Origin of the sequence: Stenotrophomonas sp. YIM B13575 (assembly GCF_042787595.1) — a bacterium.
In the GTDB taxonomy this organism is placed as follows: Bacteria; Pseudomonadota; Gammaproteobacteria; order Xanthomonadales; family Xanthomonadaceae; genus Stenotrophomonas; species Stenotrophomonas lactitubi_B.
This window is the reverse complement of record NZ_JBHZOP010000020.1, coordinates 29,906-51,033: the sequence shown is the minus strand read 5'-3', so window position 1 is coordinate 51,033 and position 21,128 is coordinate 29,906. Positions and strand designations below refer to the sequence as shown.

General features: G+C 65.6%; 27 protein-coding genes and 1 tRNA gene. 3 read left to right on the top strand and 25 right to left on the bottom strand.

What is annotated here, in order from left to right; genetic code table 11:
* The first annotated feature begins 87 nt into the window (after window positions 1–87).
* Window positions 88–162 (top strand) — tRNA-Val (locus ACFX4F_RS04785).
* Between the two features lie 54 nt (window positions 163–216).
* On the opposite strand, the gene ACFX4F_RS04780 is transcribed toward ACFX4F_RS04785, so the two are convergent.
* Window positions 217–645 carry a hypothetical protein gene (locus ACFX4F_RS04780; protein WP_380652800.1) on the bottom strand — a complete coding sequence of 143 codons (429 nt, stop codon included), beginning with the start codon at window positions 643–645 and terminating at the stop codon, window positions 217–219.
* A 564-nt stretch (window positions 646–1,209) separates the two neighbouring features.
* Here ACFX4F_RS04780 and ACFX4F_RS04775 point away from each other — a divergent pair.
* Window positions 1,210–1,590 carry a tautomerase family protein gene (locus ACFX4F_RS04775; protein WP_380652797.1) on the top strand — a complete coding sequence of 127 codons (381 nt, stop codon included), beginning with the start codon at window positions 1,210–1,212 and terminating at the stop codon, window positions 1,588–1,590.
* Between the two features lie 82 nt (window positions 1,591–1,672).
* Here ACFX4F_RS04775 and ACFX4F_RS04770 read toward each other — a convergent pair whose 3' ends face one another.
* The 24 genes from ACFX4F_RS04770 to ACFX4F_RS04655 form a co-directional block, all read right to left on the bottom strand.
* Window positions 1,673–2,746 carry a phage late control D family protein gene (locus ACFX4F_RS04770; protein WP_380652794.1) on the bottom strand — a complete coding sequence of 358 codons (1,074 nt, stop codon included), beginning with the start codon at window positions 2,744–2,746 and terminating at the stop codon, window positions 1,673–1,675.
* The gene (locus tag ACFX4F_RS04765) at window positions 2,737–2,952 is read right to left on the bottom strand and encodes a tail protein X (RefSeq protein WP_089239180.1); all 216 of its coding nucleotides are present in this window, start codon (window positions 2,950–2,952) and stop codon (window positions 2,737–2,739) included. The genes ACFX4F_RS04770 and ACFX4F_RS04765 overlap by 10 nt, the downstream gene beginning before the upstream one ends.
* Complete coding sequence (locus ACFX4F_RS04760) at window positions 2,936–3,403, bottom strand: phage tail protein (RefSeq protein ID WP_380652791.1); 468 nt, start codon at window positions 3,401–3,403, stop codon at window positions 2,936–2,938. Before ACFX4F_RS04760 ends, ACFX4F_RS04765 begins: the two co-directional genes overlap by 17 nt.
* 2 nt (window positions 3,404–3,405) lie before the next feature.
* Complete coding sequence (locus ACFX4F_RS04755; RefSeq protein ID WP_380652788.1) at window positions 3,406–5,859, bottom strand: phage tail tape measure protein; 2,454 nt, start codon at window positions 5,857–5,859, stop codon at window positions 3,406–3,408.
* Between the two features lie 120 nt (window positions 5,860–5,979).
* Window positions 5,980–6,270 (bottom strand): phage tail assembly protein, encoded by a 291-nt coding sequence (locus ACFX4F_RS04750; RefSeq protein WP_089239186.1) that lies wholly within the window; start codon window positions 6,268–6,270, stop codon window positions 5,980–5,982.
* Between the two features lie 83 nt (window positions 6,271–6,353).
* Window positions 6,354–6,857: a phage major tail tube protein gene (locus ACFX4F_RS04745; RefSeq protein ID WP_093817501.1), complete on the bottom strand. Its 504-nt coding sequence runs from the start codon at window positions 6,855–6,857 to the stop codon at window positions 6,354–6,356.
* A 2-nt stretch (window positions 6,858–6,859) separates the two neighbouring features.
* On the bottom strand, window positions 6,860–8,062 hold the full coding sequence (locus ACFX4F_RS04740) for a phage tail sheath C-terminal domain-containing protein (protein WP_099819213.1): 1,203 nt from the start codon (window positions 8,060–8,062) through the stop codon (window positions 6,860–6,862).
* A gap of 106 nt (window positions 8,063–8,168) precedes the next feature.
* The gene (locus ACFX4F_RS04735) at window positions 8,169–8,828 is read right to left on the bottom strand and encodes a hypothetical protein (protein ID WP_380652783.1); all 660 of its coding nucleotides are present in this window, start codon (window positions 8,826–8,828) and stop codon (window positions 8,169–8,171) included.
* Window position 8,829: 1 nt separating this feature from the next.
* Window positions 8,830–10,800 (bottom strand): tail fiber domain-containing protein, encoded by a 1,971-nt coding sequence (locus ACFX4F_RS04730; protein WP_380652780.1) that lies wholly within the window; start codon window positions 10,798–10,800, stop codon window positions 8,830–8,832.
* A gap of 7 nt (window positions 10,801–10,807) precedes the next feature.
* Window positions 10,808–11,587 (bottom strand): phage tail protein I, encoded by a 780-nt coding sequence (locus tag ACFX4F_RS04725; RefSeq protein ID WP_380652777.1) that lies wholly within the window; start codon window positions 11,585–11,587, stop codon window positions 10,808–10,810.
* Window positions 11,580–12,476: a baseplate J/gp47 family protein gene (locus ACFX4F_RS04720; RefSeq protein WP_380652774.1), complete on the bottom strand. Its 897-nt coding sequence runs from the start codon at window positions 12,474–12,476 to the stop codon at window positions 11,580–11,582. The genes ACFX4F_RS04725 and ACFX4F_RS04720 overlap by 8 nt, the downstream gene beginning before the upstream one ends.
* A gap of 2 nt (window positions 12,477–12,478) precedes the next feature.
* Window positions 12,479–12,817, bottom strand: coding sequence for a GPW/gp25 family protein (locus ACFX4F_RS04715; protein ID WP_380652771.1), 339 nt, complete (start codon window positions 12,815–12,817; stop codon window positions 12,479–12,481).
* A gap of 52 nt (window positions 12,818–12,869) precedes the next feature.
* The gene (locus ACFX4F_RS04710; protein WP_380652768.1) at window positions 12,870–13,460 is read right to left on the bottom strand and encodes a phage baseplate assembly protein V; all 591 of its coding nucleotides are present in this window, start codon (window positions 13,458–13,460) and stop codon (window positions 12,870–12,872) included.
* Entirely contained in the window at window positions 13,457–14,011 is a 555-nt protein-coding gene (locus ACFX4F_RS04705) for a hypothetical protein (protein WP_380652765.1), read from the bottom strand. The genes ACFX4F_RS04710 and ACFX4F_RS04705 overlap by 4 nt, the downstream gene beginning before the upstream one ends.
* A gap of 119 nt (window positions 14,012–14,130) precedes the next feature.
* Window positions 14,131–14,409, bottom strand: coding sequence for a hypothetical protein (locus ACFX4F_RS04700; protein WP_380652762.1), 279 nt, complete (start codon window positions 14,407–14,409; stop codon window positions 14,131–14,133).
* Window positions 14,384–14,746: a hypothetical protein gene (locus tag ACFX4F_RS04695; protein WP_380652759.1), complete on the bottom strand. Its 363-nt coding sequence runs from the start codon at window positions 14,744–14,746 to the stop codon at window positions 14,384–14,386. The genes ACFX4F_RS04700 and ACFX4F_RS04695 overlap by 26 nt, the downstream gene beginning before the upstream one ends.
* A gap of 11 nt (window positions 14,747–14,757) precedes the next feature.
* Window positions 14,758–15,243: a glycoside hydrolase family 104 protein gene (locus ACFX4F_RS04690; RefSeq protein ID WP_099819222.1), complete on the bottom strand. Its 486-nt coding sequence runs from the start codon at window positions 15,241–15,243 to the stop codon at window positions 14,758–14,760.
* Entirely contained in the window at window positions 15,240–15,590 is a 351-nt protein-coding gene (locus ACFX4F_RS04685; protein ID WP_099819223.1) for a hypothetical protein, read from the bottom strand. Before ACFX4F_RS04685 ends, ACFX4F_RS04690 begins: the two co-directional genes overlap by 4 nt.
* Window positions 15,587–16,015: a Mor transcription activator family protein gene (locus ACFX4F_RS04680; RefSeq protein ID WP_380652755.1), complete on the bottom strand. Its 429-nt coding sequence runs from the start codon at window positions 16,013–16,015 to the stop codon at window positions 15,587–15,589. Before ACFX4F_RS04680 ends, ACFX4F_RS04685 begins: the two co-directional genes overlap by 4 nt.
* Before the next feature lie 360 nt (window positions 16,016–16,375).
* Entirely contained in the window at window positions 16,376–16,759 is a 384-nt protein-coding gene (locus ACFX4F_RS04675; protein ID WP_380652752.1) for a hypothetical protein, read from the bottom strand.
* A gap of 168 nt (window positions 16,760–16,927) precedes the next feature.
* A complete protein-coding gene (locus ACFX4F_RS04670) occupies window positions 16,928–17,464 on the bottom strand; it encodes a hypothetical protein (RefSeq protein WP_380652749.1) in 537 nt (178 codons plus the stop codon).
* A 41-nt stretch (window positions 17,465–17,505) separates the two neighbouring features.
* Window positions 17,506–17,733 carry a hypothetical protein gene (locus ACFX4F_RS04665; RefSeq protein ID WP_099819227.1) on the bottom strand — a complete coding sequence of 76 codons (228 nt, stop codon included), beginning with the start codon at window positions 17,731–17,733 and terminating at the stop codon, window positions 17,506–17,508.
* A 62-nt stretch (window positions 17,734–17,795) separates the two neighbouring features.
* Window positions 17,796–18,080: a hypothetical protein gene (locus ACFX4F_RS04660; protein ID WP_099819387.1), complete on the bottom strand. Its 285-nt coding sequence runs from the start codon at window positions 18,078–18,080 to the stop codon at window positions 17,796–17,798.
* Window positions 18,080–20,416 carry a VapE domain-containing protein gene (locus ACFX4F_RS04655; protein ID WP_380652744.1) on the bottom strand — a complete coding sequence of 779 codons (2,337 nt, stop codon included), beginning with the start codon at window positions 20,414–20,416 and terminating at the stop codon, window positions 18,080–18,082. Before ACFX4F_RS04655 ends, ACFX4F_RS04660 begins: the two co-directional genes overlap by 1 nt.
* A 487-nt stretch (window positions 20,417–20,903) precedes the next feature.
* Here ACFX4F_RS04655 and ACFX4F_RS04650 point away from each other — a divergent pair, with 487 nt between their 5' ends.
* Window positions 20,904–21,128, top strand: a complete 225-nt coding sequence (locus tag ACFX4F_RS04650; protein WP_089239225.1) for a hypothetical protein — start codon at window positions 20,904–20,906, stop codon at window positions 21,126–21,128.

Below are 21,128 nucleotides of genomic sequence, written 5' to 3'. Positions count from 1 at the left end.
TTAGGGGAAATGGGCCGGGAAACACGATGTGAAAAGGTGTTGACGCCCTGAAAAACCGCCCTATAATGAGCGGCTCAGCAACACACCGGGCGGTTAGCTCAGCGGTAGAGCATTGCCTTCACACGGCAAGGGTCACAGGTTCGATCCCTGTACCGCCCACCATGTTGCAGAACGAAAGAAGCCTCCAGCAATGGGGGCTTTTTTGTTGCCCGTGATTCAACCGGGCTCCTTTCCCCCGGCTGTGATCGCATCGCCAAGTCCTGTGTGTGCGGCATGCGCGATCTGGCGTGCGGCCAGCAGCAGCCCGTTTCGATGGAAGTCGCCAATCTGCTCGTCGGCACCTCCGTCCACGCGCGTGTGCTCTGCCGCGTGCAGAAGATCGAGCACGGCATTCAGTGCGGACAGTGAACGGCCGAGGGAGGCGAGGGTGTGCGGGGTGAGGATCTGCGTGGTGCAGGGCTGGCCGTCTTCGCCATCTCCCTTGCGTATCGCATCAAGGAAGGTGAAGAACATCGGCTGTGAGGGCGGGAGCTGCTGCTCCTTGAGCGCGCACTCGATCTCGCGTGCGAGGTCTACGGGAACATCGGTGGCGATGTCGCCGATCAGCGCGTGCAGACGGGGATGGGGGACGGTTTTGTTGGTCATGGCGGAACCCTCACTGGCGTAGGGCCACCCTCCCAAAAGAAGGTGGCGGACGGTGCGGGTTGGCGTGCCGGGGCAAACACAACGGAGTGAGAAATCACCCGGCGGATCGAGTGATCCCCACGCACCGCCCGCCATTGAGGGCAGTCGGTGCATTCTTGCGGTTACGCACTGCTGCGCAACCAATCCGTCAGGTTTGCTTTTTCGAGACGCCAATCCCGGCCCAGGCAATCTGCCTCGGCGTGGCGATCATCAAGTCGAACAATCACGTCGGTCTGTAAGGAAAGTTCTCAACTACCCCTAAGCAGGCCAAGCGTGCTCTGTTCTGTGCCGTCGAGCACCAGCCCGCTGTGCAGACCATCACTGATGGCGCAAATCGCCGCCCCTGCCGGGCGTGCATATGACGACTCCGCAGGAGCGTCGCCACGGCGATCGCGTCACCTCGCGCAGTGCTGGCGGGACCATGCCATGGATGGAGGCAGAGGGTTCCATCCATGCGCTGTGCTACTGGTCGGGGCAGGCGTAGTCTCAGCGCGTCGCCCTGCCCATCCACTCTGGAGTGCCACCATGCCGCTCGCCCGCATCGATCTTCGCAAAGGTAAATCCGTCGAGTATCGCCAGCGCGTCGGCGAGGCGATCTATCAGGCCATGCGCGCGGTCGGCGTGCCGGAGAACGATCGCTTCCAGATCTTCCAGGAGCACGACGCCGGCACGCTCGTGTACGACCCGGGTTACCTCGGCATCGCCCGCAGCGATGACTTCATCTGCATCCAGATCACCTGGAACGAAGGGCGCACGCTGGAGCAGAAAAAGGCGTTGTACCTGGGCATTGCCGATGGCCTGCATGCGGCAGTGGGTATCCGCCGCGAGGATGTGTTCATCAACCTGGTGGAAGTGAAGCGGGAGAACTGGTCGTTCGGTAATGGAGTGGCGCAGTACGTGAGTTGATGCGCGAAGCGCATCCACGCGTGGCGTGGATCTACTGGGAGCCCGGCAGGGGCTAAGGGACCAATCCATGCGTGGCGTGGATCTACACTTCGCTGCCCACCTGCGGGGTCTGCTTCACCGCTGCGCTGCTGGCGGCCTTCACTGATTCAGCGCTGTTGGGCTGTTCGCACTCGATGCTGGTGCGGTAACCGTCGGTGCCGATGCTGTGCTCGGCGCGCTTGACCAGCCACTCGCCGTCCACGCCATCGCGGAAGCCCTGCATCACCACCGTGGCTTCGGCCATCAGCGACTCGCGCCCTGGAAGGCTGTAGCTCAGCGTGCGGGTCTGCCGCGCCTGCTCGCGATGCTTGGCGCGCGCGGCGGCTTCGGCGGTTTCGCGGTCGGCATAGGCCATGCGCAGGCGCACGATCGGCTCGCCGCTGCCCACCTTCACTTCCTGGCGCTGCGCGCCACGCACATCGCGGTAGTAGGCGATGGTGGTGCCGGCATCCTCGCGGGCGGCGATGGTGACGCGGTAGCTGCTGCCATCGGCCGGGGTGAGGGTCACGTCCGGAATGCGTTCGCCGCTGGCGGTGGTCGATTCACCACGCTTGACCAGCACCAGCCGGCCGCCGCCCGGTTTGGCGATGGCATCGTGCTGCTTGGCCAGGCGCAGCAGCAGGTTCATGTCCGACTCCTGCGACTGCACGGTCAGCGGCAGCACGATGGATGCCAGCGACGCACTCACCGCCGCGGTCAGTCCGTGCTCGGCCGCCATCCGCTGGACCATGTCGCCGATCGTAGTTCCCTTCTTCCAGCTGCGCGTTTTCTGCGTCTGCAGATCGTTCTTGCCGCCTTTGCTGGTTTCGAACGGCGCGGCGCGGGCGCGCAGGGTCATGCTGCCGGGATAGCCGGAAATCTCCACCTCATCGCAGATGTACAGGCCCATGCGCCGCACTTCGCCGTCGTAGCCGATGAAGGCCTCCAGCTCCGCGCCCACCGGCGGCAGCTGGATCGGATCGTTCGGATCATGGTCGGCCAGCTGCAGTTCCAGCGTGTCGGCGCTGTTGCCGGTCTCGTCGGTGATGCGCAGCGACTTGAAGCGCGACATGATCTTGTCGGTGATGTCCTGGCTGTTGGCCACCACGCGGAACGCGGGTGCGATGTTCAATCCCACAGCGATACTCCCTTGCGTTCATTGGCGGGACGCTGCACGTCCGGCAGGACAATCGCCACGCCTGCAGTGAGCACAGGGCCGCGCGCGGCCAGGCCGGGGTTGGCATCGAACACCGCGCGCAGGATCGCCGGTGACTGTTCGCCATAGTGCGCGTAGGCAATGCGGTCGACGACGTCGCCGTCGCGGGTGTTATACGTTCGTGCCATCGCTGTGCTTCCGCAGAGTGAGTGTGAAGTCCTGCTTCTGGATCTGGCTGTCGACGGTGAATTCGCTGGAGGTGACGTCGATCTTCTCGATGACCCACAGACCCAGGTTGCCGCCCTTGCCCGTCAGCAGACGCTGCGGTTTTCCCTGGCTGGCCAGCTTGCGCAGTTGCGACATCTCGTTGCCGGCGCCACGGAACAGCGGGTAGACAACGCCCGGCAGGGTCATGGTGGCCGAGCCCGGGCCGGTGTACTGCAGTGCAGCCATCTGCCCGACGCGATCCTGTGCCTGCCAGCGGAAATCGTTGGACTGCTGGATCTGCTGGAATACAGCCGTGTTGAGGCTGAACTTGAATCCACCCAGCATCAGCAGTACTGGTGTGTTTCCGGAATCGTTGCTCTTGAATTGCGACAGCAGCTTGTCCACTGCGCCGGTTACGAACTCGCGCTTCATGCTTAGTTCCTGTCTCCCAGGGTGGCCCGGGCCTGCACGGCCTGCTGGTGCTGCAGCGCGTTGGCGGTCCGCCGTGCCAGCGCCTCGCTGGATTCACCGGGTTGCTGGTGGATGGTGATGTTGTTGGTCTGTTGCTGTTGCACGGTGGTGGGTGCGCGTGCGGTGGCAGAGGAGGGCATCGGCGGTGCCGGGCGACCTTGCTGCGCGCCTCCCAGGTCTGTCATGCGGCGCTTGAGACCGTCGTTGTCATTGGTGCCGACCGCGTATGCCACGCGCGCCATGTCACCGATGCCACCACCGCCGTTGGCTGCCATGGAGCCGTAGACCGCCTTGCCCATGTTTGCCCGGTCCATGGCGATGCCGGCGCCTTCGACCGCCTTGTCCTTGAGGAAGCCCAGACCACCGCCCACCTTCTCCGACACCCAACCGATGCCATCGAGCAACGGCTGCAGCTTGCCCATGATCCAGTCGATGGCCGCTCCTGCTGATGCCATGATCGCGTCCCAGGCCCCGCCCAACGTGACGGTGATCCAGCCGGCGGCGATGCCGAGCATTTCACCCAGCCAGACCACGGTCTGCACGACGCCACCGATGACCTGGATGACCATGCGGAAGTTGGTCAGCAACGCTTCGCCAACCAGCGAGCCGATCTCGGCGACGCGTGACAGTTCATTGCCGGTGTACTGCGCCGGTTCCAGCATCTTCGACAGCCAGTCCCAGGCCTGGCCGATCAGCCCGGCCATGACCTCCCAGGCGGGGCGCAGCGGCTCGACGGCGCGCATCAGTTCGCCCATGGCGGCGCTTCCGGCGCCGCTGAGGCCATCCCAGACGCCACCGAGGAAAGCCTTGATCGGCTCCCAGTACTTGCGCACCAGCAGTGCACCGGCGGTGATGGCGGCGACCGCGATGGCGATGGGACCACCACCAATCGCGCCGACGGCAGTCGCGACCACGCGGAAGCCCGATGCCAGGCGCATGGCGGTGGGGCCGAACTGCCCCATCTGCGCAAGCAGGCTGCCGCCGCGGAACAGCTCGAACGCCTTCTGCACCGCCAGGATCGGGCCCTGCAGGAATGTCCAGGCGTAGCGCACGCCGAGCACGGCGGTGCGCATGCCCATCAGGCCGACCACAACCTGGGTGGTATTGGCGATCAGCTTTGGGTTTTCCTGCACGAACGATGCAACACCGTTCAGCAGTTCGGTCAGCTTCATTGCTGCTTCGCCAACGGCTGGCAGCAGCGCGGTCCCGAAGGCCTTGGACAGGTTGTCCACGGCGATCTTCGCGCCTTCGATCTTCTCCGGGTCGGTCTGCAGCTTGGCCGCAAAGCTACTGTCGGTGGTGCCTGCAGATGAGTTCAGCGCCTTGTCGCGGATGCGGATGTACTCATCCCAGTTCTGGATCATCGGGCGCACGAAGTTCTGCGCCTGTGCATCGCCGAACAGTTTGCCGATCTTCGTCTGGTCGCCGGCGGTGGCCTGGATGATTGCCTGCATCGCCGCGTCGAAGGGATTGCCGCCGCTGCTCTGCGCTTCGTTGATGATCCTGCGCAGATCCAGCTTGAAGCCCTTCTTGGCGCGGGCCTGCAGGTCGGGCGAGAGGATGCTGGCCATGAAGCGCTGCATGTTGCCGGCCGCTTCGTCCGCACCGCCGGTCCCTTGCCGGGCGACATCCAGGGCTGCGCCCATGGTGGCCGCGGCCGCGTTGCCGTGCATCTGCAGCGACTGGAATGCGCCGCCGAGCACGGGGAGTGCAGCGGCCATGTCCTTCAGGCCCAGGCCGCCGTCCTTGCCCGCTACGACCAGCACATCCAGCGCCGACTGCAGGCCGGCCGGATTGATCTTCAATGCCTGCTGCAGGCCCGACGCCGCCAGCGTGACGTCGTCGATGCTCTGGCCGGTAGCGGTGGTGGTGCGGCCGATTGCGCCGAGGCTGGATTGTGCGGTCTGTGCATCGAGACCGGCAGCGACCAGCTGGCTGACCGCACGCTGCAGTTCGCCCGCGCCCTGGTGGGTGCGGCCGGATTCGGCAAGGATGGTCTGGCCCAGCGCCGCGACCTGCGCGCGGGTCAGGTTGGCGGCGTTGCCGATGGCCTGGTTCTCGCGCGCGAAGCCGGCGGCGTTCTCCACCGGTTTGGCCAGCGTGGTGATGGCGCTGCCGAGCATGCCGCGTGCATCGCCGAACGCCGAACCCAGCTTCTCGCGCTTCTCCAGATTCGCGGTGCGCTTGTCTTCGATCCGCTGCAGCGCTTCCTGCGAAGCGCGCAACGCATCGGCCTCGGCACGCATGCGGACGAACTGGTTGCTCGATCTGCCCATGAAATTGAGCTTGCGCTCGAGCTTGTCGGCTTCATCGCCGAGGCGTTTCAGGCCATCGTTGCTGAAGGACAGTGCGTCCTGCAACGACCGGGAAACCGAGCCGCCGATCGTGATCGTTGTCGTTTGAACGTTACTCGCCATGTACCGGCAATCCCTGTATCCACCAGATGAACTTCGACACCCGCAGCGTCATGATCTCGCGCAGGCCCCAGCCGGTATGGCCGGCCAGGGCGAGCGCTCCCTGCCTGATCTGCGGCAGGGTCAGGTGGTAAAAAGCGCGACGCCGGCCTGCAGGCGGGCGTAGTCGCGCAGCGGCATCTTGCGCACGTCATCCGGTGCGATCTCGCACAGGTTGGCAATCATGCGTACTTCGCGCTGGGCGTCGGTGCCCTTGTCGTCCTGGTAGCGCTCCATGTCTTCTACGGTCGGTTCGCGCATGCGCAGCACGGCAGTGTCCACGCCGTTGACCTGGCGCGGGCGGGAAAGGGTGATTTCGGCGTAGCCGTCGCGTTCGATGACGGTGTCGGCGCTGGTCTTGGTCTTGCTGGACATGGATGTATTCCCGGATGTCGATGGAGATGCGGTGGATCCGGGGGCGCTGTGCGCCCCCGTGTACGTCGAGGCGGTGCCGGGAATCAGATACCCAGTGCGCCGCGGATGCCGGCCAGTGCGTCCACGCCGCCCTGGCGGGCGATCATGTTGGTCACGTCGATCTCCTGCACGACCTGCACGCCATGGGTCAGCTTGTAGTAGCTCAGTGCCAGGGAGACCTTGACCGTGCCCTTTTCGCCGACCTTGGTCTCGCCGCGGTCGAGGGTCTTCACCTTGCCGCGCATGTTGTGCACGACCGAAGTGACCGAGCCATCGTCGGCTTCCAGCGCCTCGCGGGCGGTGAAGCCGTACTCCTTGCTCTCGATGACGTGGAACTTGGACATGATCTCCGCGTCATCGGAGGCGAAGGTGACCTCGGCGGTGAGCTTGTCGTGGCCCAGCACGATCTCCGTCGGGGCAAGCATGCCGCCGGCCTGGAAGTCCTCGGTCTTCAGCGACAGCTTGGGGGCGGTGAAGGACATCACGCTGCCGGCAAAACCCTTGCCGTCGACGTAGAAGTTGAAGTTCTTGCGGATCTTGCGCGCCATGCTTAGAAGATCTCCGAGACGTAGTTGTTGTTCATGTGCATGCGGAAGGTCAGCTGTTCACCCGGGTAGGTCGGGGTGAAGTCGAAGTCCCAGTAGAAGCGGCCCTGGGCCACGCTGTCCGCTGCGTTCAGTTCGGGGTCGATCCAGCAGTTGCCGCCGAGGATCGCGCCCTGCGTCTTCAGGCCACGCAGGAAGGCATTGACGCCCTCGCGCACGTCATCGACGTAGGTCTTGCTGATGCCGCGGTCGACGGCCCACAGGTGGGCAGCCTCCAGGCTGTCGGCGATGATGTCGGCGGTGCGCACCACGCACAGGAACTGCCACTTGGGATCGATGCTGGCGGTGCGGTTGCCCCACAGGCGGAAACCGCCTTCGCGGATGATGGTCGCCACGTTGGCCTGGTTCAGCAGGTTGGCGCGGCTGGTCGCATCGGACAGGCCGAAATCGATCGCACGCGCAGTGCCGACGATGCCGTACAGCTCCTGGTTGGACGGCGACGCCCACCAGCCGCGTTCGTTGTCGCTGCGGGCGATGGCGCCGGCCACGGCACCGGAGGCATAGCGGCTGACGATCGCTTCACCCTGCTGCACCAGCACGGCCGGATCAACCACGTAGACACGCTTGGAACCGGTCAGTGCGGTGGTGGTCTTGGCCGCGTCGTCGTTGCTGTTCGGGCCGTCCTTGATGATGATCGCGCGCAGCTTGTCGGCGATGCCGAGCAGCTCGGCGATGACCGGGTTGGCCAGCACGGTGTCCGGACTGGCCGGGTCGGCCGGGTGCACGTGGGTGAAGCCCGGTGCCACCAGGATGCGCGGCTTCACACCGACGATGGACTTGGCGGCGAGCAGTGCGTGCACGCCAGAGTAAGCGCCGGTCTGTGCGTTCACGCCGCCCAGGACGTTGGCCAGGGTGGCACTGTCGGAGGCGCCGCTCTCGACACGGATCACGACCACGACGGCCGACGACTGGTCGAAGATCGCGTCCAGTGCGCCCGGCAGGGTGCCGGCTTCGGTGCCGGTCTTGGCCGACAGCTTGGCCGCCTGCGATGGCGAGGTCACCAGGACGGGAGTGTTGATGGGGAATGCATCGGCGTCAGCCAGTGGTGCGGTGCCGACGATGCCGATCACGCTGGTGGAGGCGACGGCGATCGAGCGGGCACCGGTGTCGATGTTGACGACCTGTACGCCATGGAGAAATTCGGTCATTCGGAGAGGTTCCTCGGTGTGGTGGTGTGCCTGCAGATGCAGGCGACGTGTATATCTTCGGGAAGGGCGACGGCGGCGATAATTGCAGCCGTGGCCCGGTGATCGATCAGACCCAGCCGGAGGCGCTGACGCTTGCGCTGAAGCTGGAGACCTGCGCGTTGCCGCCGGCACGACGCAGGTGGACGTTGATGCTGGTGGAGGCGCTTTCAAAACTGGTGGACCTGGCGGGCACGCTGATGGAGACGCCTGCCGATTGCGAAGACGCCAGCGAGGCGAACGACGGTGCACTGTTACTGAAGTACGCCGCTCCCTGGTTGCTTACACTGAATTGCACGTCGTACTCGGAGGCATTCGCGCCTGCCGGAAGCCAACGACCGGAGGCAACGACCGTGTTGCTGTTGTTGCCACCGCCGGTGACACTTCGACGGATGCTGTAGTTGCCATCGGACAGCATGTCGATCGAGACCGATGCCGATGCCGATCCGGTCGAGTTGGTCTTGGCACCGTTGCTTGCCGAATAGCCCTGGCCATGGAACGGCAGGCGATAGCTGGCGCTGCCACGCGCAGCCCACAGGTTGGATACGTCCATGCCGCCGACGCGGTAACCAACGTCACCGCGTTTGCTGCCGTACTGGATGTGGGCGTAGCGACGGCTGAGGTCGGTGCCGCCCACGCGCAGGCCGCAATCCTGCGCGACGGGGCCTTCCAGGTAAGGATCAAACAGGTCGTCGAAGTCGACGCCTGCCGAGCGGTATCCGATGGCCATGTCAGCGCTCCGCCTTCAGCGCGCGCACTTCGGCGGCCAGTTCCTGGATGGCTTTGGCCATGACCGGAAGCAGCTGGTCGAGCTTGATCGAGGCAACGCGTTCGCCGTTGAACTCGACGCCTTCCAGGTCGACAGCTTCGGGTACCAGCTCCGCGAGCTGCTCGGCGACGAAGAACAGGCGGCGACGGCCGTCGCTGTTGTACTCCGGTTTGTAATGGCCCGTAGCCAGTTCCATGCGCTCGACGGCGGCCAGGCCGTAGGGCACGGGGCCGTCGATATCCTTCAGTTTGCGCGAGGAGCCGAAGTCGTAGCCACCGCTCGTTATGAGGACTCCGCTGTCGGTCAGCGTCAAACGATCGACCCCCTGAGCGGTTGACGACCAAACGCGGAATGCGTTCCCGGCGCAGTAGAGGTGATATTCGATGCCGTTATTTAGACGATCTTGCACCACCAGTGCAGAAGCCCCGCCTGTGGAGCAAATGCCGCCATCTACCGCGAGTGTACGATATGGGTCGTTGCTGATGTTTGCCTTGCGTGTTGGAGTGCCGCCGTTTGCGTCGTACCCGTAAAGAGACAGCGATGCACTGGATTCCATCGCGAAGGCAAAGCGCTGGATATTGTTGTTCCAGCCAAATCGCAGTGGAACGTTCTGGGTGTTTACCGCTCCGGTGTAGATGCTGAGCGTGCCGGACATGGTGTCCCCGGCTTTGGAGACCTTTGAGCTCGGATTGAAACTATCACTGGTCCAGATCGAGCCTCCCGAGTTCAGGTTGGCGACGAAGGCTCCTTCGCTGTTGCGGAAGCTGAATGCTGGTCCGCTCTTGAATAGATAGCTGTCACCCGAGCCAAAGTAGACAACGCCGTCGGTTGCAATGCTCCCCCACCCTGAAACGCGCAGGGAATTGTTCTTGACGGAGACGGCGCCGGTGAACGTACCGCCCGCTACATCCATCTTCGACTCTGGCGCAAAGTTGCCGGCATGCCACATCGCCGAGCCGTTCCAGCGCGGGGTGTCGCCGTGCTTGATGGTGATTTCACTACTGGCCGCGCGATCATTGCTCCATACCCGCCACAGGCCCGCGTTCGCCCAGCCGCCGATGAATGATTGCTCTGCACCCTGGGCGCCAAAACCCACCAGCGGATACGTTCCGCCGACAAACTGCTGGTCGGTGAAGCTGTTCGTGCCTTTGGATGCCTTGCCGTCCAAGGCAGTCTGCAGCCCGGTCACATCTGCGATGACATGCTTGTGCCCGACCGTAGCGAAGTCACCCGCCAGGGCGAACGCGGATGCGTGCTTGCCATCCAGGGTATCGGCGTCCAGGCCATTGCCATGGCCGGTGTCCTTCAGCGCGGCCCCCTTCAGCTCCAACGCGGTGCGTGCGGCGGCCGTGGTTGCGGCAGACAGCAGCGTCCTGGCCAGTGCCGTCGGTGCGGCCGCGCCAAAGCGCTTGTCGGTGAATGCACGCACGCCGCGCGGGGTCACCGCGCGCTGGGTGTCGGCCGCGTCTTCCGCCTCGGTGTTGGTGGCCAGCTCGACCACGCCCAGCACCTCGGTGGTGGCTGGCGGGTAGATGAATTCGGCGTTGCCGAACTGTATCTGGGTGATGTCCACGTCGGTGAAGCGTGCATCCGTGGCCAGCAACAACATCGAGGCCGCCGACTTTTCCATGATCGGATCGGTCTGGCCGTAAGTGGCGAACAGCGTGCCATCGGCCAGGTACAGGCCGAAGCCGCGCAGCGAATAGGCGGTCGTGCTGTCATCGCGGATGGTCACGTGCAGCGTATCATCGCCCACGGCCTGGCCGCCGAAGGTGGCGACGCGTTTGATCTCGCCTGGCAGCGCGGTCAGGCCGGCCGAAGGCGTGAACGCAGTGGACGTCAGGCCGATCTGGGTAACCAGAACGGCATTGGTGCCGGTATTCGGCGGATTGACCAGCTTGGCGAAGCCGGCGTCGGTGATTTTCAAGCGCATGCGGGGTTTACTCTCCGATCAGTTGGATGCGGCGGAAGGCCGTGGCGTGTGCGGCTGCAAGCGCGCCGATTGCTGCGTCGGCCTGCATGCCCTGGGTGAAGGTGAAATGCGAGCGCACCGGCTTGGTGCGAGTGATCTCTCCGATGACGTCGTCGACGAACATGGCGGTCGCTGACGTGCCGCCCTGGTTGGCAATGGTCATCACCGCTTCGAAGGTGTGCGGCGGTCCCTTCGGCTGCAGCTGCCACCATTCGCGGATCAGTACCGAACCCCCGAATGCAGCGACCACGTCGCGCACGCTGCCGGCCGTGCCCTTGCGCCGCTGGATGGCGATCGCTGCGCGTACCCGCGCGCGTTTCACCGGTTCGGGCCAGTAGGCCTTCCATTCGTCAACCGAGAGCGCCCATGCCAGCCAAGGCAGCAACGCGGCCGGACAGCGATCGGCATCCCACAGGGCGGTGATGTCCACCGGCAGCGGGCGGGCAACGATCGCCCGCGACAGTGCGCGCTCGGCATGGGTGGCATTGGGCGGCAGCAGGTTGGCCGATGACGGCACCCGGACCTGTGCGTCGGCGTCGATGATCACGCCGGGCACAGGCGCGGCGGCGAGGGTGACCACGCTGCCGGTGATGGAAACATCGTTCAGGTGCCGGCGTCCCTGCCCATCCGTGCGATACACCGCCTGAACCGTTGCGAGCATGCCGCCGGGATGGCGGAACACCTGGTTCTTCCCATCAACCGCGCCACGCAGACGCGCATTGACCAGGCGCGTGGTGGCCTCACTCATCGTTGCCACCGTGGGCCAGCGTCACGGCGGTGCAGTACGTGGCCTGGGTACGGTCCACCACTACGTCCGCGGCGGGGCTTTCGATCACCACGCGTTGTACGCCCTCGGCATGCAATGCAGCGAACAGCCCGGAGCGGGTCACGTCGCGGCCGAGGCGATGCGATTCGACGATGTAGCGATCCAGGCGCGTGCGTGCTTCAGCCAACACGACCTGCGAGTCGGGACCGGCGAAGGTGTACAGCGTGGCGGTGACGGCGTAGTTGATGATCGTCGCCGGCTTCACCAGCACGTGATCGGTCAACGGGCGCACGTCATCTGCGCTCAGCTTCGCCTCGACCACGTCAAGCAGGCCCTGGGTGGCGGTGCCGTCGGCTTCACGCGACAGCACCGACACCACCACCTCACCGGGCGTGCTGCTGGTGGCGCTGGCATCCAGCACGCGCGGATCCGCGCTCAGTGCATGGAAGACGTAGGCGCCCTCCGGCCCCGCCACGCTGAAGCCTTCCGGTCCCAGCTGGATGCGGCGACGGAAGTCCTCGTCGTTTTCATAGCGAGGAAGGATGCCCTCCTGCGGCTTGCCGGGATCGAGTACCAGGCGTGCGATGCCAAAGATCGCCGCCAGCTGATCCAGATCGCTGCCCACGGCGTAGGCCAGCATGACGCCGCGCGCGGCATCGTTGACGCGCTGTCGGTCGAGCAGGCGCAGGTAGGTGCAGACTTCGAGGATCTTGAAGGCGGGATCCGACGGCAGCAGCGCGTCGAATGTGGGGTCCAGCGCCTGCAGTGCAGTCAGCGACTCATCGAACATGGCTTCGAAATCGAGCACTTCGATGACCGCCGGGGCCGGCAGCTGGGAGAGATTGACACTGGTGAACGAGCCGGATGCCACGGTTAGCGAACCTCGATTCCTTCGATGGTGATGGCCTCGCCGTCCGGCAGGTGGATCCCGGTCACTGCCAGGATCATCACGCCGGGGGCGGGGAGGGAGACGTCGACGTTCTCGACGTGCAGTCGCGGTTCCCATCGCGCGAGTGCGTCGACGGTGGCCGCGATCAGGTCCATGCGCAGCGAGCGGTTGGTTGGCGCATCGATCAGTTCGAAGATGCGCGAGCCGTACTCGCGACGCAGGACCCGGGAGCCAAGGGGCGTGGTGAGAACGTCACGCACGGACTGGTGCAGATGGGCCAGCCCATCCAGTGATTTGCCGGTGTTGGCGTCGATTCCTTGCATGGCCTCTATCGTCGTGGAGTACGGGTTTCCAGGGCATTGCAGCGATGGCCCATCACGCCTGTGCCGGCGTGGTGGGAGCCGTCGGGCCCTGGGCGGTGTGTTTGTGTGACTTCAGGCTGATGGCGCCAGCCTTGACGTCTGCCGATGTGCTGATGTCCTTGCCTGCGGTGATCGCACCCGTGACGTCCAGGTTGCCGGTGGCCTTGATCGACGGCGTGTCGAGCAGTACCGATTCGCTGGCATGCACCTCTGCGTTGGCGCAGTTGACGATGACCTTGCCGGTGCCGACGGTGATGGTCAGCGTGGTGGTTTGGCGGTCGTACTCGACGAGACTGCCGTCGGCGTACTGCGTGCGCTGCAGCTGGCGTGTGTCGGCCGGTGCGGGAAAGCGATCCTGGTACAGGCTGCCGAGCACCAGCGCCTGGCCGGGGTCGCCATACGGACACGCCAGCACCACCTGTTCGCCGGGCTCCGGTGCGCACCAGGTGCGCATGCCCGGTCCGGCACGGCGTTCCAGCCAGGGGATCCAGTCGGTGAGCATGCCGTCGGCATCCACGCGCACGCGGCTGCCGGCTTCATCGAGCTCGCGCACGACGCCGATCATCAACAGATTGCCGATCAACCGGGCATGTTCAGCGCTCATGGTGCGTCCTCCGCGAGCGGTTGGTAGCGCGACTCATGGGCCCGGCCGATTTCCGGTGCGAAGCTGTAGGACGCCTGCGGTACCACGCCATCGGCGTCCTCCCAGGCATTGCCGCCCAGCGCGATGGGCACTGACCATTCCACGATCCAGGTGCGCAGATCCGGCTGCGCGGCTGCGGCATCCTCGGGTAGCGCGGCGATCACCTCGATCGCGCCACTGGGTACGCCGGGAAAACGGCCGAGCTGATGCAGCCAGGTGGCCAGGGTCACGGCGGCCCTGCGCAGCTGCAGGGCAGAGCCGGCTACTGCGGACTGCACGGAGATGCGTGCTTCAAAGCGCAGCACGGCCTGCAGTTGGCCGCTGCCATCATCGCTGTCCTTGCCACGGTCACAGCGGGTCATCGCCAGCAGGCACGCGGGTGTGGCCAGACTGCCGCTGTCAGCGTCGCGATAGAACTCGACGGTCGCGAAGTCGGCGAAGCGTGCTCGGATCGCCGCTTCGATGGCGGCGTGCAGCGCGTCCAGGGTGGAGGAGGGGGTGTCGGTTGCCATGTCAGCTCATGCGATGAATGGAAGGAAGAACGCGGCGGGCCGCGGCACGCGCTTTCTGCATGCAGTGTTGCCATTGGCAGGGGCGCGGGGCATTGCACGCGTGGCCGTGACTGGCTCGATCAGGGCCGGCGCGGTCCGTGAGCGCTGGCACTGTCATCAGCGATGCAGCCCGCAGGCCTCGGTGGTGGTGCACCATTGACGGTGAAACCTTGCTGGCTGCCGAGGCTGCACAGCAGCGCGCGCATCTGGTCGGCCAGTTCGTGGTACTGGCGCGCCACGGCAACGTGGTTGCGCAGCAGCGCATCGTCATCGGCGGCCTGCAGATCGGGCAGTTCCTGCGGCGCGCGCAGTTGTGCCGGTGCAATACTGATGTCAGGGATGACGAGGGCGGCCGGCATTGGCTTCGCGCCAGATGCGCACGAACTCAGCATCAGCATCGCCGCGGTCGCGGCCAGGAGTCTTGGCATGGGTGTCGATGTCCCGTTGCAGGGTGTTGAACTGGCGGGTGCGCGCGGACTGCATGGCCAGGCGCTGTGATTCGGCCTGTGCACCAGCCTGTGCGTTGGTGTGGTCCTGCTGGCGCGCGACGAGTGCGGTGTCGGCACGTCTGGTCTGCTGCGCGACCTGTGCGCTGGCGGCAGCGAGATCCGCGCTGCGGTCACGCAGCTCCCAGCCCAGCCAGGCGCAGCCCACGTGGCTGGCAACCAGGCCCAGCAGGGCGATGCGAAGCCTCACGGGAATCGGCATCACTGCAGAAGCCCCCCAGCAGCGCGATAGGCGGTGCGCAGCGTTTCCAGTGCATGCTCCTTCTGCCCGTAGCCGGCGCCCGGCAGCGACGCCCAGATGCGGCGGGCGGCGGCGACCGCGGCATCGAAGCGGCCCAGGCGGATCAGATCGTAAGCACCGCATTGTTTGAGCAGCGCCACCGCCGCGCGGTCCTGCGAGACCGGGCCGAAGTCCGGCAGGTCCAGGCGCGCGCGCAGGTCGTCCCAGGTGCTGCGCAGGAACTGGTAGCGGCCGGCGGCGCTGGACGTGATGCCGTAGCGTGGCAGCGACACCAGTACGCGCGGATGGTCGCGGGAATCGTTGAAAAGCTGGCCGCCGACGATCACGTCGTAGCCGCGATTGCGGGAGCGCTGGCCGGGAATATCGGTGCCTTCGGATACGGCCAGCATGTCCAGGAACGCGGCCACGTTGGCGCCACCGAGGGCGCTGGCTGCGGCGGCGGTCATGCAGTCGCTCCCGAACGCTTGCGCACCAGGTCCAGCAGCGCATCGATCTGCACGCTCTGCTGGGCAATCTGCGCGCGCAGGGCGCTGACTTCACCGCGTAGCTGGCCAATCTCCTGGGCCATGGCCTCGCGTTCGTGCATCAGTCCATCGGCGCGTGTGCGTTCGGCGGCCAGCTGTTCCTGCAGGGTGCGCAGGGTGTTGCTGGTGGCTTCATCGGCGGTGCGGTCGACCTTGGCCGACGACAGCCATTGCCGCAGCCACAACGACACTGCGATCAGCACCCCGGAGGTGCCGCCCAGGTACTTGGCCCAGTCCGGCACACCGGCCAGCAGGTCGCTCTCGTTCATGCGCGTGCGTACCCCTTCAACAGGGCCGGATGGACCGCAGGGGCCGGGGCAGAGCGCGCACCGCGGAGGGCGCGCTTGATGGTGGTCTGCGATACGCCGAATTCCTGCGCCACGTGCTCGCGGGGCATGCCGCTGGCCACCGCGCGCGCGATCTGCTCGCGACGCTCATGTGCGCTGGCGGCGAAGCAGGACGCCAGGAACAGCAGTTCACCGCCGAAGTGGGCGACCAGGCGCTGGGCCATCTCCAGCCCAAGAATGTCGATCAGTCGATGCTGATCGGGCAGGGTGGAGGGGACGTAGACAATGACGCGGTTGTGTCCGGTGGTGCTGGAGGTGGTCGGCGGCCACGCACGCACCAGCGTGAGGGCTGCGGATTCGCCGATGACCTCGGCAAGGGTCTGGATGCTGTCGGGCAGGGCGTTCATGGCGAGGTTGGTCAGTGGCATTGGTATCCACTGTTGCCATCCCGTCGATCAAGTCAACACCTTTCATCTACTTCTGGATCTGTCGGCTGAAGGCGTTCAGATGCGTGCGCGAGGATCGGCGAGGACCTGCATGCGCAGGTTTGCGAGTCGCCATGCTTTGCCGTCCAGCCTTTCCTGCCGTTTCGCCGGTTCTGTAGTACTCCTTGTCCTCATCAGCTGGAAACAAAGGCAGGACAAGGGAAGGTGGCAGGTACAGGGTGAGGACGGCCACAGGGTAGATCCTCGTGCCGGGTGCGCCGGGCCCTGAAACGAAAAAGCCCCGGACGATGCCGGGGCTTCAGGACTGCAGGTGGCGCTGGGTCAAAGGTCGAACACCAGGTTGCCGCCGGTCTTGCGCGGGATATAGCCGGCATCTCGCAGCCAGCGGGCTGCATTGACCTGGTCCATGCGCTTGACCGGGAAACGGTTGGCGAACATCAGGAAGCGTGCCACGGTGATCGACTCGCCCTTGCCCTTGAGCGCGGCCAGCGTCTCGATGAACCATGGTGCGGGGGGCTGCTGGTTGCCGGGGCGGGCGGCGGTACGCGCCTGTTTGGCGGCAGCGGCCTCGGGCTGGGCGCTGGCCAGCGAGCACAGCGAAATGAAGATCGCATCCAGACTCACGATGTCCTTGCCACCCTTGGGCTGCGACTTGAACAACGCGATGGCCTTCTGGCGTGTCGACGTGAACTGTTCGACCTCCATGACATTTCCTCTCTGCGAAAGCGGTTGGGGATGCAGGGTGACGGCAGGTGCCGTCATTGATGGGGGACGACCTTACATCATTTTCGCCGATGATGGGCCGGAACCTGCGTTATGGATGAAAAAAGCAACGGACCGGCCCGTCGCGCGGCGGCGGTTCCGGCAGGCCGTTCAGATCACGCCACGGCACATCAACTGGTCCAGTGCCGTGCGCACCAGATCGGCCGCGCTGCGGTCGTTGTGCAGCTCGATATCGATCAGCGCGGCGGGCAGCGGCTGGCCGCCGGCATGCAGGTCCACGCTGTCGTGGCCGGGGCGGGTGATGCGGATGACAACGCCGCCCTGGCGACGGATGGCGCGTGCCTCGTCATCGAAATGGACATCGGGAACCAGGCCACCTGCGGGCAGGCGCGAGAACAGTGAGCGTACCCACAGCTCCGGATGAACGTGTTCGCGGCCCCTTTCGGCGCCGTTGCTTTGCCGTAGCCGGGAAGCGAATGTGTCACAGGGCAGTGCCAGCGCAGAGGCCAGCCCGTTGGCGAGGGTGTCCTTGCCCACGCCCTTGCCGCCGGCGATGCCGATGTACAGCGGTTGCCGTGTCAACGGGGCGGATCGCAGCGGCGCGCTGCCAAAGGCGGATCCGCAGCGGAATGCGGCCAGTGTGTCGGCGATCATGCGCTGGCTGCTGTCGAGCGAGGCGGGGATCATGCGGTGTCTACTCCTGGGGGAATGCACAGGTGCGGCGGCAGTCAACAATCGCTGCCGGTGCTGCTGCGGGCGCGCAGGATGCGCTGGGTGATGCGGCCACCGCGTGCTGCGGCGGCGATGGGGTCGAAGCACAGCATCGCCGTGGACGTGCGGCGGCCGGCGGCGAGGTGGTCGCGGATGGTCCGTTGCGACAGAACGGGTACGCGTTGATGGATCTGCTGCACGGTCAACTGTTCGCCTTCAAAGGCGTGCAGGCGGGCGCGAGGCATGGCTGGGCTCCTGGGAGGTGGCGTGGCCGTTGCCGGTATCTTGCCTTTGCCTGCCTCTTCAGTCAACACCTTTCATCTACTTGCATCCAATCTTCGACGCGCGGGGCTGTTGCGTCCCATAGCCGCAGCGCGGCCGCTGCCAGCCGATCGCGCTCGGCATGGCCGCGTGCCACCTGCACGCGCTGGAGGTACTGCTGGCGGTGTCGGCGCGGACCGATCCTGATCCTGCGTCCGCGCGCATCGATGCAGTGGTAGCCGTCCAGCCCCAGCAAATGCCGTGCCTCGCAGTCCAAACGCCACTCGACACTGCCGCTGCAGACATCACGTCCGTCGTGGGTTCGCGGCATCAGAACGGTCCGGCTGCGTGCTCGGCGATGCTGCGGCTGCGCGGTGGCATCAGCCACACCTTCGCCCGTTCCTTGCCGATCAGCCTGGTACGCACGCCATGGCGCTTGACCACGTAGGCTGCTGCCTCGTTGACGTCACGCCGATTGGGCTTGTCGATGCCCACTGCAATGGCGATTTCGGTAGCACGATAGGGCGTGCTCCGGCGCTCGGCGGGCAATGACCAGTCGAAGTGACGGTCGATCAGCTCGGCAATCGGCGAGATCGGTTCGTGTTCGCTGTTGGTGGCGTTCAGCGCGTCCAGCTCATCGCTGGCCAGATGCCAGGTTTCGCCGCTGCAATACAGCGCATGGGCCTCGGCCCAGACCTGCTGCATGTCGATCCGTGCCGGTTCGCCCAGCGCCACCGCGTGCACGGTCCACCAGCGTGTGTTGCCGGTGGCATCGCGCAGGAAGCGTTCGTCGTTGACACTGGCAAACAGGATCGTGCGCCGCGCGTAGCGTGATTCGGTGCGCGCATAGGGGCGCCGGATCTCATCATGGCTGCGGGAGATGAACGATTTCAACGCGGCGATATCGGTGCGGCGGAACGTGGCATCGACCTCGCCCAGCTCGACGATCCATTTGGAGATGACCTGCTTGACGCTGTCCTTGTTGGCGGGATCGAGCACCACGCCATCGGCGATCAGCTGCAGCTCGGCCGGCGCCAGCTGCCGCGCCCAGCGCGTCTTGCCCAGGTTCTGCTTCGACACGAAGGTCAGTACGCCGCGGGCGACCACGCCATCGGGCTCGAAGGCGGCGGCAACGCCGGAGATCAACCAGCGTCGCATCAGGATCTCCTTCAGGATGCGGCCGTCGGCCATGCGAGTGGGCTGGGCTTCCTGCACCGTATCGAAGAACGCCTGCAGGCGTGATTGCCCATCCCATGGCCGCGAGCTGATCCAGCTGGCGACCGGGTTGTATGGATTGGCTTCGGCCACCTGGCACAGGTTGGTCTCGAAGCTGGCGATGGCCATGCCGGCGCGATGCATGCAGTCCATCACCTCGCCGGCGGCGACCTCCTTGGCGTTGTCCACCGTGGTCTGCAGGCCGGGGACGAGGATTTCCAGATCCTTGCGGATGACGTTGTAGCGCACGGTCACGCCGGTGCGTCGGCACAGTTCGGCCAGATTGCGTGCGGTCGGCAATGGTCGGCCACGCGCGCTGCAGTCGGGGAACGGGGTAAAGGTGTCAAAGGCGGAGAGATTGCCAGGCACCAGATAGCGCGCGGCGGCCGTTGCCGGTGCGTCATCCTCTGTGGCGGCTTCATCCCCGGTGGCGGCAGCAGCGGGCATCAACTGCGCACGCAGAACTTCCAATCCTTCGCGCAGATGCAGATCGTTGAAGTCGGTGGGGCGGTCATCCTCGTCGTGCAGAACGGCGAACTCGGGCCACACCACGCGTGCGTCGATGTCCGCAGCGGCATGCGTTGCCTGGGTGACGCCGGGATTGTCCAGCGGCTGCCGGGTCCATTGGTCGTTGTCGGCACAGATCACGAAGCTTGCCTCGGGCATGGCGGTTCGCCATGCACGGGCGACCGAGGCCAGGTTGCCGGCGTCCCAGGCCACCACCACGCACCAGCCGGTCGCCTGATGGATGGACTCCGCGGTGGCATAGCCCTCGGCGATGGCGATGGGCTGGCTGGACAGCGGCTTGCCGAGCACATGGAAGCAGCCCTGTTTGCGGCCGCCAGCCAGGAAGTCCTTGTCGCGACCAAGCGCCAGATCCATGCGTGGAAAGATCGCCTGCAGCGAGACGATGCGGCCTGTTGCATTCATCACCGGCACCAGCAGTGCGTTGTCGATGTGCCGGAACACCAGGCCATCGCCGTTGCGCACCGGCCACGCCGCCACGCGCAGCCCGTGCGGCTGGATGCCCTTGCGCACAAGATACGGATGGCTGGCATCGGCAGGCACGGCACGGCTCCACAGGACATTGGCCGCCTTGGCTGCCGCGTCCTCGCGCTCGCGCTGCAGTCTTTCCCGGTCGGCGCGGGCCGCTTCCTGGCGCTGCCGGATCGCACGCTGCTCGGCGGCGGTCAACGAGGTTGGCGACTTCGCGCACCACCCATGGCGCAGGCCGGTACGCCAGCTGCCGAACTCGCCGGCCGGCACGTCGTCGCCGAACAGCACGGCCCAGCCATTGCGGGTGCCGCGCCGATCCCCCTCGACGTGGAAGCGCACCAGCGTGCCGTCCGCATTGAGTGCATCGCGGCCACGCGCATCAGGCACGATGCCGTGCGCGTGCATGGCCTGCAGGAATGCCGGAACGATGTCCTGCACTGGGTGCGGTGTCTGCATTCGGCGGGGCCCCCTTGAAGCATGGTTCGGTTCACCGCGGCCGGTTGCGGCCATGGTGCTGTCTGCTGCCCGCAGTACGCGGGACATGCGGCGGCTGCCCGACGCAACGTGGTCAGTGGGTGATGGAAGGTGGTGACGCCGTCATGGTGTCGGAATGAACTTGCTTTTGCAACACCTTTTGACACCTTGCATCCCTGGCCTTGCAGCGTCTGTTTGTCCGCGAGGGATCTGCGATGTCAGTCGCAGATCGCGGTCATTGCGACGATGCGTCGCAGCCGGCGAGAACGCATTTTCCGATGATGGCGGTGCCGTTCGACACGGCCCTTCGCTCTCTCTCATTGCCCGCCCCGGGCGCCATGCACAAGGAGTCCGCATGCCTGAAAACGAACCCGATGAAATACGCCTGTCCGACGCCGCGCGCATGCCGCGCATGATCGTCGCGACGTTCTCAATCGGTGCGACCACCTCCCGATAAAATACGACTGGCATGACGGACACCATCGACGAAGCGCAGGAACTGGAAGCGCGCCACCTGCAACGCGCCTTGGCCCAGCACGCAGTGCGGGCCAGCAACGTTGCCCCTCTCACACCCACTGGGGAGTGCCACAACCCGGACTGCAGCGAAGACTTCGAAAACGATCCGGCCAGGCTGTTCTGTGGGCCTGCCTGCGCCGAGCGTTTCGAAGCCATCCATCAACACCGCAACGCATAG

Excerpts from the sequence above, each read along its gene's own strand:
- ACFX4F_RS04780 (WP_380652800.1), bottom strand. The coding sequence starts at position 645 with ATGACCAACAAAACCGTCCCCCATCCCCGTCTGCACGCGCTGATCGGC.
- ACFX4F_RS04775 (WP_380652797.1), top strand. The coding sequence starts at position 1,210 with ATGCCGCTCGCCCGCATCGATCTTCGCAAAGGTAAATCCGTCGAGTAT.
- ACFX4F_RS04765 (WP_089239180.1), bottom strand. The coding sequence starts at position 2,952 with ATGGCACGAACGTATAACACCCGCGACGGCGACGTCGTCGACCGCATT.
- ACFX4F_RS04760 (WP_380652791.1), bottom strand. The coding sequence starts at position 3,403 with ATGAAGCGCGAGTTCGTAACCGGCGCAGTGGACAAGCTGCTGTCGCAA.
- ACFX4F_RS04755 (WP_380652788.1), bottom strand. The coding sequence starts at position 5,859 with ATGGCGAGTAACGTTCAAACGACAACGATCACGATCGGCGGCTCGGTT.
- ACFX4F_RS04750 (WP_089239186.1), bottom strand. The coding sequence starts at position 6,270 with ATGTCCAGCAAGACCAAGACCAGCGCCGACACCGTCATCGAACGCGAC.
- ACFX4F_RS04745 (WP_093817501.1), bottom strand. The coding sequence starts at position 6,857 with ATGGCGCGCAAGATCCGCAAGAACTTCAACTTCTACGTCGACGGCAAG.
- ACFX4F_RS04740 (WP_099819213.1), bottom strand. The coding sequence starts at position 8,062 with ATGACCGAATTTCTCCATGGCGTACAGGTCGTCAACATCGACACCGGT.
- ACFX4F_RS04735 (WP_380652783.1), bottom strand. The coding sequence starts at position 8,828 with ATGGCCATCGGATACCGCTCGGCAGGCGTCGACTTCGACGACCTGTTT.
- ACFX4F_RS04730 (WP_380652780.1), bottom strand. The coding sequence starts at position 10,800 with ATGCGCTTGAAAATCACCGACGCCGGCTTCGCCAAGCTGGTCAATCCG.
- ACFX4F_RS04725 (WP_380652777.1), bottom strand. The coding sequence starts at position 11,587 with ATGAGTGAGGCCACCACGCGCCTGGTCAATGCGCGTCTGCGTGGCGCG.
- ACFX4F_RS04715 (WP_380652771.1), bottom strand. The coding sequence starts at position 12,817 with ATGCAAGGAATCGACGCCAACACCGGCAAATCACTGGATGGGCTGGCC.
- ACFX4F_RS04710 (WP_380652768.1), bottom strand. The coding sequence starts at position 13,460 with ATGAGCGCTGAACATGCCCGGTTGATCGGCAATCTGTTGATGATCGGC.
- ACFX4F_RS04705 (WP_380652765.1), bottom strand. The coding sequence starts at position 14,011 with ATGGCAACCGACACCCCCTCCTCCACCCTGGACGCGCTGCACGCCGCC.
- ACFX4F_RS04700 (WP_380652762.1), bottom strand. The coding sequence starts at position 14,409 with ATGCCGGCCGCCCTCGTCATCCCTGACATCAGTATTGCACCGGCACAA.
- ACFX4F_RS04690 (WP_099819222.1), bottom strand. The coding sequence starts at position 15,243 with ATGACCGCCGCCGCAGCCAGCGCCCTCGGTGGCGCCAACGTGGCCGCG.
- ACFX4F_RS04685 (WP_099819223.1), bottom strand. The coding sequence starts at position 15,590 with ATGAACGAGAGCGACCTGCTGGCCGGTGTGCCGGACTGGGCCAAGTAC.
- ACFX4F_RS04680 (WP_380652755.1), bottom strand. The coding sequence starts at position 16,015 with ATGAACGCCCTGCCCGACAGCATCCAGACCCTTGCCGAGGTCATCGGC.
- ACFX4F_RS04675 (WP_380652752.1), bottom strand. The coding sequence starts at position 16,759 with ATGGAGGTCGAACAGTTCACGTCGACACGCCAGAAGGCCATCGCGTTG.
- ACFX4F_RS04670 (WP_380652749.1), bottom strand. The coding sequence starts at position 17,464 with ATGATCCCCGCCTCGCTCGACAGCAGCCAGCGCATGATCGCCGACACA.
- ACFX4F_RS04665 (WP_099819227.1), bottom strand. The coding sequence starts at position 17,733 with ATGCCTCGCGCCCGCCTGCACGCCTTTGAAGGCGAACAGTTGACCGTG.
- ACFX4F_RS04660 (WP_099819387.1), bottom strand. The coding sequence starts at position 18,080 with ATGCCGCGAACCCACGACGGACGTGATGTCTGCAGCGGCAGTGTCGAG.
- ACFX4F_RS04655 (WP_380652744.1), bottom strand. The coding sequence starts at position 20,416 with ATGCAGACACCGCACCCAGTGCAGGACATCGTTCCGGCATTCCTGCAG.
- ACFX4F_RS04650 (WP_089239225.1), top strand. The coding sequence starts at position 20,904 with ATGACGGACACCATCGACGAAGCGCAGGAACTGGAAGCGCGCCACCTG.